Below are 10,203 nucleotides of genomic sequence, written 5' to 3' on the forward strand. Positions count from 1 at the left end.
TGACCCCCAGATTCGTAGTCTGGTGCTCTATCCAGCTGAGCTACGGGCGCCTGCCATCGGCGGGCGGCATTGTTGCCGCCGCGTCGGTGAGGCAGGGTTTACTGATATCGGCCGGGCCTTGCAAGTGCCAACTTGCGCCTGCCGGCGAACTTTCTCCGTTGCCTGTGGATGACGCCGCGATGACGGCTGCCCGCCGCCATCGCCCGCGTCAGCCCGGTCAGCGGGCGGTGGCGGCGGGCCACATCTGCTGCCATGTCGGGGCAATATCGCCCGGTGCGGCGGTGGCGGCATGAACGCCGCGGGCAATGGCCCGCGCCATAACCGCGGAGGCCACGGCGCCGAGGCGAATGAAGGCCGCATCGTCGGGAGCCGGCCGCAGGCCGGTGGAAAGGGCGAAGATCGCGTCGCCGTCCAGCGGGGTGTGGGCCGGCCACAGGGCGCGGGCAAAGCCATCGTGGGTGGCCACCGCCAGCCGGCGTGCCATGGCCTTGGTCAGCGTCAGGTCGGTGGCGATGACGGCAATCGTGGTGCTGGCGAGCGGCTGCGGCGTTTCCAGCATGACATCGAGCTTGGTGCGCGGCACGGCCGGCGGCAGCGGCCCGGCCGGCCAGCCGAGCCCGCCGAATTCGTCGCCCTCTTCAAACGGCGCCGCCCAGAAATGCGGCCCCTCGCCCATGGTCGCCGCGCCGAGCGCATTGACCGCCACCAGCGCGCCGACGGTGGCGCCGCACGGCAGCACGGCGGAGGCAGAGCCGAGCCCGCCTTTCAGAAAGCCGCCCGGCCCGGTTATCAGCGCCCCCGTGCCCGCCCCGACCGAGCCGATGGCGAACGGCCCGCCCGCTGCCGCCATGGCCGCGGCATAGCCCAGCTCGCGATAGGGGCTGAAGCGCCCCCACGCCTTGTCGCCGCCGTTGAGCAGATCGAACAGAATGGCGGCCGGCACGATGGGCACGCGCGCCGGGCCGATGGCAAAGCCCCGGCCCTTTTCGGCCAGTGCCGCCATGACGCCCGATGCCGCGTCCTGCCCGAAGGCGGAGCCCCCGGAAAGCACCACGGCATCGATGGCCGGCACGGTCTGTTCCGGCGCCAGCAGATCGGTTTCGCGGGTGCCGGGCGCCCCGCCCAGCACCATGACGGAGGCCACCATCGGCGCCGGCGAGGTGACCACCGTCGAGCCCGATTTCACCGTCGCATCGCTGCTGTTGCCGACCTCGATGCCGGGAACATCCGTAATCAGGTTGAGTGGGCCCGCTTTCATCCGTTCATCCATCATCCGCGCTTGCAAGCGGCCGATGGTGGCGGCAAAGCGGCCCCGGCACAAGGCCGGGGCGGCCTCAGCCCGCGCGGCGGTGGAGGAACAGCGCCACGACGAGCCCCGCCAGCGCCAGCCCGGCGCCGGCCAGCGGAATGACCGGCAGCCCGGCCGCCTCCACCACCAGCGAGGCCAGCAGCGCCGCCGCGCCGATGCCAACGTTGAAAGCGGCGGTGTTGAGGCTGGAGGCGGCGGCCGACAGCCCCTCCGCGCGGGCCACCATCACCGCCTCGGTCTGCAGCACCGGCGGCAGGCTGAAGGCGAACAGGCCCCAGAAGAACACCAGCGGCGCCAGCCCGGCCGGCCACGACAACGCCAGCGGCAGCAGCAGCAGGCACGCGATCAGCCCCACGATGGCGAGCGTGGCCGCCGTGGCATATCCCGCCCGGTCGCTGACACGCCCGGCCAGCAGGTTGCCCACCACCGTGCCGAAACCGAAAACCGTCAGATAGAAGCCCGCGCCCGCCCCGCCCTGTGCAATGAGCGTGGGAAAATAGGTGAACGCCATAGTCGAGCCGCCGAAGGTGAGGATGGTGACGGCGTAGATGGCGATCAGCTTGCGGTTTCCGGCAAGGCCGGTCATCTGCCGCGCCGGCACGATCGCCAGACCGCGGGTCTCGGGCATCAGCCGGCTCAGCACCGCGCAGCTGGCAAGGGCCACCAGCCCGACGACGGCGAACACGATGCGCCAGTCGTGGCCGATGCTGGCGATGGCCGCCAGCGGCACGCCCAGCACCATCGCCACCGTCGGCCCGATGAACACCACCGACACCGCCCGCGTGGCATGGGAGCGCTCGGCAATGGTGGCCGCCGCGGCGGTGCCGAGGCCGTAGACAGCCCCCTGCGACAGCCCCGACCACGCCCGGCCGACCAGCAGCATGGCATAGTCCGAGGCCAGCGCGGAGAAGAGATTGGCCAGCGCAAACAGCAGGATGGCAACGACGATGATGCGGCGCACGGCGAAGCGGCGGCCGACGAGATTGATGCCCACCGCACCGCAGATCATCGCCAGCGCATAGACCGAAACGATGCGGCCGCTTTCCGCCAGCGACAGGCCGAACTCGGCCGCGATCCGCGGCACGATGCCGACGATGCCGAACTCGGTCGTGGCGGTCGCGAAGGTGGTGACCGCAAGAACATAGATTGCAGGATGCATGATGGCTTTCCGGAGCCGGTCCCGGCGCGCAACCGCCCTGCCCGCCCGCCACGGGGGCGGGCGGCCGGAGCCGGCCGGACAGGCACGGGAAAAGAGAAACGGGGAGCGCGGTGCGGAGCCCTGCCGCCGGCGGGCCTCAGCGCGCCGCCCAGAGCAGGCCGCGGCGCAGAATTTCAGCCATCGGCCGGCAGTCGAATTCTTCCGGCACATGGCCGAGGGCGCTGAAGAACACGCGGCCGCTGCCGAACCGCTTCTTCCAGACCACCGGCATCATCACCCCGTCGAGCCAGGGGTAAGGCTCGGCGTTGAAGCGGGTCGCAGCCAGCACTTCGACTGCGGGGTCGACGTGCAGATAATATTGCTCGGAGCGGTAGGGAAAATCGCCGATGCCGGCGACCACCGGATCTTCCGGGGCGGTGATCGTCACCGTGTAATCGCGCACGCCGCCGGGCTCGGCCGCATAGGCGCCGCCGGCGAGAAAGCGGAACCGCTCGTTATCGCGGAACCCGTCCACCATGCCGCCGTGGAAGCCGCCGAAGCCGACGCCGGCGGCCACCGCCGCGCACAGCCGCTTCGATGTCGCCACGCTCATCTCGCCGAGCGTCCAGTTCGGCACGATCAGGTCGTAGCTCTCCAGATCCTCGTCATCGTAGGCGGAGAGACTGTCGGCGTGCACCACCGTCATCGCCGGCTGCAGCAGCGCCGCCAGCCGCGCCGCCGCTTCCTGCGGGCGATGCGGCGCGTAACCGCCGGAAACCACCAGACACCGTTTCATCGCAGCACCCTCCGGGCCCGGCCTGCGGCGGCCGGCGCCATCCATTCACACAACGAATGTTGAGTTATTAGGAACAATCGTTGCGTGTCAAGCGGAGAGACGGTGCTGCATCAGCCCTTGAGTTCGCGGCTGATCTCCGAGGCGACCGTCTCCAGCGCGCCGATGATGGTGCGGAAATGGTCGGAATCGCGCCCGACCAGCGCCGTGACCGTGGTAATGCCGAGCGAGGCAAACGGCTGTCCCTGAGCATCCATCACCGGTCTCGCAACACAATAGAGGCCGCCATAGGATTCGCCGGCATCGACCGCATATCCGCGCTCGCGAACCATCTCAAGATCCAGAATCAGTTCTTCGCGCGTCATGATTGTCCGCTCGGTAAAGCGGATGAATTCGTTCGCTTCGATCATCTCATCGCGCTTCTCTCTCGGCAGAAAGGCAACGATGGCCTTTCCGGCTGCCGAAGAGTGAATCGGCTCCAGACCGCCGATGGCGTGATGGATCGCCACAATGGAACTGGAGTGGGCAAAGTCCGCCAGCAGCACCCGATCGTTGACCAGCAGGCCCAGATGGGCGGTGTGCTGGGTCATGTTGGCGAGTCGCTCCAGATGGCCGTGGAAGGCGTCGATGATCCGGGTCTTCTGGCGAAGCCGCGAGGCCCAATAATAAAGCCGCCCTCCGGCATCGTATTCCTTCGTATCGCTGTCTTTTCTGAGAAATCCATGAAATTCAAGCGTTTGAAGGAAGCGAAAGGCCGAGGCCTTGTCCATGTCGAATTTCTTGATGATATCGGCGAGCTTTACCGGTGCCGGCGCCGCAATGATTTCATCCAGAATGCGCAGCCCCTTCTCAAGGCTCTGGATATGCCCGGCCGGGGCTTCCGCAGGCTCGGTCGTCTTGGCCGCTTTGGGCATATGGCCTCCTGAAGTCGTTGTTATATAATCAAACATAAGATCGCTTCCGGTTTGATAGACAGGAAGCCGGGAGGCTGTCAATTTCAGCGCCTCCGCCCGCTCTGCCGCCTTCCGACACCGCATCCGCACGCGCCCGCCGGGGAGCTGCGGACCGTCCCTTGACAAGGGCGGAACCCCATGCGTAGGTGTTGGAAACAAACGTTGAGATAAAAACAACACCTTCACACAGAGCAGCGGACCGGGCGCCGACCCGGCCACGACGAGGGGTATCGACCGATGATGAAGACCGCTCTTGCCCGCCTTTGCGCCGGCATCAGCCTTGCCGCACTCCTGAGCGCACCGGCCTTTGCGGCCGACGAGACGGTGACCGTGCTCACCCCCGGCGGCAGCGTGCAGGAAGGCGGCCGCGCCGCGCTCTGGGGACCGGCGGCCGAAAAGCTCGGCGTCACGGTCAAGGAGGAGACCACCGACGAGGGGCTGCCCGCCGTGCGCCTGCAGGTGGGGGCCGGCAACGTCACCTCCGATATCGTGTTCGTCAGCGCCTACGAGGCCGAACTCGGCGGCCGCGAAGGCGTGCTGGAACCGATCGACTACAGCGGCATCGACAAATCGAAGTTCCTGCCGGGCACCCTCACCCCCTACTGCGTCGGCATCTATGGCTACGCCACCGTTCTGGCCTGGAACACCGCAACCTACCCGGACAAGGCGCCCGCGAGCTGGAAAGACTTCTTCGACACCGCGGCCTTCCCCGGCAAGCGGGCGATGCGCGGCAATGCCGAAACCCAGATCGAGGTCGCGCTGCTCGGCGACGGCGTCGCCCCCGCCGATCTCTACAAGGTCATGTCCACCGATGCCGGCCTTGAGCGGGCGATCGGCAAGATCCGCGCCCTGAAGCCCGAAATCGCCGTGTGGTGGTCGTCCGGCGCGCAGCATGCCCAGCTGATGAAGGATGGCGAGGTGGACATGTCCACCGGCTGGAACGGCCGCTTCCAGAGCGCAAAGGATGCCGGCGGCAAGACCGATTACACCTTCAATCAGGGCATCATCGCCACCGACTGCTTCGCCGTGCCGAAGGGCGCTCCGCACAAGGATCTGGCGATGAAGATGATTGCCGCGATGTCCAATCCGAAATCGCAGGCCGAGCTGACCCGCTACATCACCTACGGGCCGGTGATGCCGGAGGCCTTCGAGACCGGCCTCATTCCGGCCGACAAGGCGAAGCTGCTGCCGACCCATCCCGATTACCGCGCCTCGCTGATCGTGCAGGATGTCGGCTGGTGGGCCGACAACAACGACAAGGTCAAGGCGCTCTACGAGGAAATGATGACCGAGTGAATCCGGGCCGGAGCCGGAACAGAACCATGCTGACTGCCACACCCCCGAAATCCGCCCGCCATGCCTTCCTGAAACGGGAGGCCGGCGAGGCGATCGACATCCGCGGCCTGACGAAGCGCTACGGCGACTTTCATGCCCTGCGCAACGTCGACCTGCGTGTCGAACCCGGCGAGTTCATCGCCATTCTCGGTTCCTCCGGCTCCGGCAAGAGCACGTTGCTGATGGCGCTGGCGGGCTTCGTGGAGCCCGACAGCGGCAGCATCCTCGTGCGCGGCCGCAACATCGTGCCAACGCCCGCCAATGCGCGGGGGTTCGGCGTGGTGTTCCAGAACTACGCGCTGTTTCCGCACATGAGCGTGGCCGAGAACGTGATGTTTCCGCTGCAGCTGCGCCGCGTGCGCCGCGAGGAGGCACGCGAGCGGGCCATCGAGGCACTGGAAACCGTCAAGCTCGGCCCCTTTGCCGACCGGCGCATCGATGCGCTTTCCGGCGGCCAGCGTCAGCGCGTGGCGCTGGCCCGGGCCATCGTCTATCAGCCGCCGGTGCTGCTGATGGACGAGCCGCTTTCCGCCCTCGACAAGTCGCTGCGCGAGGAAATGCAGATCGAAATCCGCGAGCTGCACGACAAGCTCAACATCACCACGCTCTATGTGACGCACGACCAGCGCGAGGCGCTGACCATGGCCGACCGCATCGCGGTGATGAGCAAAGGCGAGATCCTGCAGATCGACACGCCCGAGCGCATCTATCGCCGGCCGGCGAGCGAGTTCGTCGCCCGTTTCCTCGGCGAGGCGATCGTGCTGTCGGGCGAGGAGGCGGGCCGTGTCTTTGCCGGCCGGCTGCCGCCGGCCCCGCCCGGCGCAACCGGCGTGATGGTGCGCTGCGAAGACGTGATGCTGGCCCCGCCGGCCGGCGGGCCGGGGCTGGCGCTGAACGGCACCGTGCATGGCGTCGTGTTTCAGGGCGACAGCTGGCTGGTGCAGATCGACCTCGGCAACGGACACCAGATCGCCGCCCGCGCCCAGCGCGCGGCAGCCGGCATCGTGGCCGGTCTGAAGGCCGGCGACGCCGCCACCTTCCACGTCAACCCGGACGATCTCCATTTCATCAGGCCGGACGCATGACCGCCCCCCGCACCGACCGGCTGCCCGCCGGGGCGCTGAACCACCCCGCGGCGGCGGACGAGGCGCCGGAAAGCCCGTTGCAGCGGCTCGCCCGCCGCCTGATACCCGCCCTGCCGGTCGCCCCCGGCCTCGCCATCGTGCTGGTGCTGGTGGTGGTGCCGTGCCTGTGGCTGGTCTGGCTGTCGCTCATCGGCACGGCCGGCGGCTTCAGTCCGGAGAACTACCAGCGCATCGCCGCGCAGGTCAGTTACCGCCGCATCTTCCTCACCACCTTCTCCGTCAGCCTGCAGACGGTGCTGTGCTGCATCGTGTTCGGTGTGCCGCTGGCCGCCTTCATCGCCGGCCTCAGCGCGCGCAGGGCGGCGCTGTTCGTCGGGGCCATCCTGTTTCCGCTGTGGACCTCGCTGCTGGTGCGCGCCTATGCGTGGCTGGTCATCCTGCAGCGCAACGGCCTCATCAACACCTGGCTGATGCAGGCGGGCCTCATCGACGAGCCGCTGCCCATCGCCTTCAACGGCTTCGCCACCGTGCTCGGCATGACGCACATCATGCTGCCGGTGTTCCTGCTGCCGGTCATCGGCGCCATGCGCGGCATCGATCCCGGACTGATGCGCGCTGCCGCCAGCATGGGCGCTTCGCGGACCCGCGCCTTTCGCCGCGTCTTCCTGCCGCTGGCCGTGCCCGGCATCGTGGCCGGCGCCGTGCTGGTGTTCGTCATGAGCCTCGGTTTCTACGTGACGCCCGCCATTCTGGGCGGCGGCAACGTGCAGGTCATCTCCATGCGCATCGCACGCAGCCTTTCCACCTATTCCAACTTCGGCGCCGCGGCCGCGGTGGGCGTGGTGCTGCTGGTCGCCACCTTCGCGCTCATGGCCGCCAGCCTCGCCTTCCGCCGCCTGTGGCAGGCGAAATGAAGGGGCCCGCACCATGCTGACCGGTTTTGGCGAAAGCCGCCTGCTCTCCGTCGCCGGCTGGACCTTTGCGATCGTCCTGATCGTGTTTCTGGTCGGGCCGTCGCTGATCGTCATCCCGATGTCGTTTTCGGATGCCGATTTCCTGCAGTTCCCGCCGGAGCACCTGTCGCTGCGCTGGTATGGCGAATTCTGGGGCTCCATCGCCTGGCTGCAGGCGGCCCGGACCTCGTTCGCGGTGGCCGTCCTCACCGTGCTGCTGTCGGTGCCGGCGGGCACGCTGGCCGCCCACGGCGCACGGCGCTTCCCGGTGAAGGTGCGGGTCGCCATCGGGGCGATGCTGCTGCTGCCGGCGATCATTCCGTCCATCCTGATCGCCATCGGCCTGTTCTTCCTGCTGGCACAGGTCGGGCTGGTCGGCAGCCTCGCCGGCCTCGTGCTCGGGCACACCGCGCTGGCGCTGCCGGTGGTCTACATCATCATGAGCGCCGCCTTTGCCGATTTCGATCCCAATCAGGAACGCGCCGCGCAGAGCCTCGGCGCCGGCCGGCTGACGATCTGGCGGCAGGTGATCCTGCCGCAGATCCGCGGCGCGCTGGTGGCGGCGGGCCTGCTCGCCTTCGTCACCTCCCTGGACGAGGTGGTCGTGGCGATGTTCATCTCCGGCGGGGCCAACGCCACGCTGCCGAAAGTGATGTTCACGGCGCTGCGCGACAAGGTGGACCCGACGGTGGCCGCCATCTCCACCATGCTCATCGCGCTGGCCGTCGGCGCGGTCGCCGCACTGATCCGTCGCGGCGGCGGCCTCCGCACCGGCTGACGGCCCGGCGCTCCCTTTCCCCTGCCCTTCCGGCCCCCGCAGCCCTTCCCTGCTCCGCCTTTGCGCAGGCCAGTCACGAGACCCGAAGATGGTTACCCGTTCTCCCGCCGTGCCGGACGATGCGCCGGCGTTCGATGGCGCGCCCTACGATTTCGTCGTCGTCGGCGCCGGCTCCGCCGGCAGCGTGCTGGCTGCGCGCCTCAGCGAAAGCGGCCGGCACAAGGTGCTGCTGCTCGAAGCCGGCCCGCGCGATGTCAGCCCGTGGATTCACCTGCCCATGGGCTATTCGAAGCTCTATACCGATGCCCGCCACAACTGGATGTATGAGAGCGAGCCGGAACCCGGCCTGAACGGCCGCGGCACCTATCAGCCGCGCGGCAAGGTGCTGGGCGGCTCGTCGTCCATCAACGGCATGATGTATGTCCGCGGCAACCGCCGCGATTTCGACGACTGGGCCGCCGCCGGCTGCAGCGGCTGGTCCTATGCCGACGTGCTGCCCTATTTCCGCAAGGCGGAGGATCAGCAGCGCGGGGCCGATGCCTTTCACGGCGCCGGCGGTCCGCTGCGGGTCTCCGACCAGTCGTTCGACCGGCCGCTGCCGCAGGCGCTGTGCGCGGCAGCCCGGCAGGCCGGGCTTGACCCCAACCCGGATTTCAACGCCGCCGAGCAGGACGGCTTCGGCTATTACCAGATGAACATCAGTCGCGGCCGGCGCTGGAGCGCGGCCCGCGGCTACCTGACCCCGGCCCGCGGCCGGCCCAACCTGCGCATCGAGACCGGCGCGCTGGTGGAGCGCATCGCGGTGGAGGACGGCGCCGCCCGCGGCGTCGTGTTTCGCAGCGGCGGCCGCCGCTGGTTCGCCCCGGCCGGCGAAGTGGTGCTCTGCGCCGGCACCATCGCTTCGCCGCAGATGCTGATGCTCTCCGGCATCGGCCCGGCCGCGCACCTTGCCGCAACCGGCCTGACCGCTGTCGCCGACCGCTCCGGAGTGGGGCAGAACCTGCAGGATCACACCTGCATCCAGCTCATGTATCGCTGCGCCCGGCCGGTCACCGTCAACGACATGGCCAACAGCCCGCTGCGCAAGGTGCTGGCGGCACTACGCTATGCCTTCTTCCGCTCCGGCTGGCTGGCCGAAACGGGCATCTATGTCGGCGGCTTCGCCCGCAGCGATCCCGCCCTCGACCGGCCCGATATCCAGATGGCCATGGCCGCGTGGAGTGTGGCCGAGCGCACCGCGAAAGGCGCCCGACAGCACCCCTTCTCCGGCTTCAGCTTCAGCCCCGAGCACGTCGCCCCGGAAGCCCGCGGCGACATCACCCTTAAGAGCCCGGATCCGACCGCGAAGCCCCGGATCCGGTTCAATTTCTTCCAGAGCGATTATGACGTGCGCGCCATGCTGTTCGGCATCCGCCTCGTCCGCCGCATTGTCGCGCAGGCGGCGATGCAGCCGTTCGTGACGGCCGAAATCCAGCCCGGCGCGGCCGCGGAAAGCGACGCAGATCTGATCGCCTTCATCCGCGACAAGGCCGGCTCGGATATCCACGCCGCCGGCACCTGCCGCATGGGCATCGGGGCCGATGCGGTAGTGGACCCGCGCCTGCGCGTTCACGGCATCGCGCGGCTGCGGGTTGCCGACGCCTCCGTCATGCCCCGCGTGGTGCGCGGCAACACCCATGCAGCCACCGTCATGATCGGCGAAAAGGCCGCCGACATGATGTTGCAGGACGCCCGCTGAAAAGTCGCGCCGGCCAGTGCCTGAGCACCGCACGACATAGCGTCCCTAAGCACGACATACCGCCTCTAAACGAAAAAGGCTCCCGGAGCGCACGCCCCGGGAGCCTTCTTTGTCAGCGCGG

The 10,203-nt window shown here is 68.5% G+C and carries 9 protein-coding genes; 5 read left to right on the top strand and 4 right to left on the bottom strand.

Features of this window, described 5'->3' with window-relative positions; translation table 11 throughout:
• Nucleotides 1-217 precede the first annotated feature (217 nt).
• From V7067_RS10615 to V7067_RS10630, 4 genes are all read right to left on the bottom strand, one after another.
• On the bottom strand, nucleotides 218-1,258 hold the full coding sequence (locus tag V7067_RS10615; RefSeq protein ID WP_334175873.1) for a P1 family peptidase: 1,041 nt from the start codon (nucleotides 1,256-1,258) through the stop codon (nucleotides 218-220).
• Nucleotides 1,259-1,334: 76 nt separating this feature from the next.
• Nucleotides 1,335-2,468 carry an MFS transporter gene (locus tag V7067_RS10620; protein WP_334175874.1) on the bottom strand — a complete coding sequence of 378 codons (1,134 nt, stop codon included), beginning with the start codon at nucleotides 2,466-2,468 and terminating at the stop codon, nucleotides 1,335-1,337.
• 136 nt (nucleotides 2,469-2,604) lie between these two features.
• Nucleotides 2,605-3,243: a ThuA domain-containing protein gene (locus V7067_RS10625; protein ID WP_334175875.1), complete on the bottom strand. Its 639-nt coding sequence runs from the start codon at nucleotides 3,241-3,243 to the stop codon at nucleotides 2,605-2,607.
• 110 nt (nucleotides 3,244-3,353) lie between these two features.
• Nucleotides 3,354-4,154 carry an IclR family transcriptional regulator gene (locus tag V7067_RS10630; protein ID WP_334175876.1) on the bottom strand — a complete coding sequence of 267 codons (801 nt, stop codon included), beginning with the start codon at nucleotides 4,152-4,154 and terminating at the stop codon, nucleotides 3,354-3,356.
• Nucleotides 4,155-4,430: 276 nt separating this feature from the next.
• On the opposite strand from V7067_RS10630, the gene V7067_RS10635 reads away from it, so the two are divergent.
• The 5 genes from V7067_RS10635 (at nucleotide 4,431) to V7067_RS10655 (ending at nucleotide 10,082) form a co-directional block, all read left to right on the top strand.
• Nucleotides 4,431-5,489 (top strand): ABC transporter substrate-binding protein, encoded by a 1,059-nt coding sequence (locus V7067_RS10635; protein ID WP_334175877.1) that lies wholly within the window; start codon nucleotides 4,431-4,433, stop codon nucleotides 5,487-5,489.
• 26 nt (nucleotides 5,490-5,515) lie between these two features.
• On the top strand, nucleotides 5,516-6,613 hold the full coding sequence (locus V7067_RS10640) for an ABC transporter ATP-binding protein (protein WP_334175878.1): 1,098 nt from the start codon (nucleotides 5,516-5,518) through the stop codon (nucleotides 6,611-6,613).
• A complete protein-coding gene (locus tag V7067_RS10645; protein WP_334175879.1) occupies nucleotides 6,610-7,527 on the top strand; it encodes an ABC transporter permease in 918 nt (305 codons plus the stop codon). The genes V7067_RS10640 and V7067_RS10645 overlap by 4 nt, the downstream gene beginning before the upstream one ends.
• Before the next feature lie 13 nt (nucleotides 7,528-7,540).
• Nucleotides 7,541-8,344 (top strand): ABC transporter permease, encoded by an 804-nt coding sequence (locus tag V7067_RS10650; RefSeq protein WP_334175880.1) that lies wholly within the window; start codon nucleotides 7,541-7,543, stop codon nucleotides 8,342-8,344.
• A gap of 88 nt (nucleotides 8,345-8,432) precedes the next feature.
• On the top strand, nucleotides 8,433-10,082 hold the full coding sequence (locus V7067_RS10655) for a GMC family oxidoreductase N-terminal domain-containing protein (RefSeq protein ID WP_334175881.1): 1,650 nt from the start codon (nucleotides 8,433-8,435) through the stop codon (nucleotides 10,080-10,082).
• The last annotated feature ends 121 nt before the right edge of the window (nucleotides 10,083-10,203 follow it).

The sequence above is a fragment of the Pseudoxanthobacter sp. genome (assembly GCF_036822375.1).
In the GTDB taxonomy this organism is placed as follows: domain Bacteria; phylum Pseudomonadota; class Alphaproteobacteria; order Rhizobiales; family Segnochrobactraceae; genus Pseudoxanthobacter.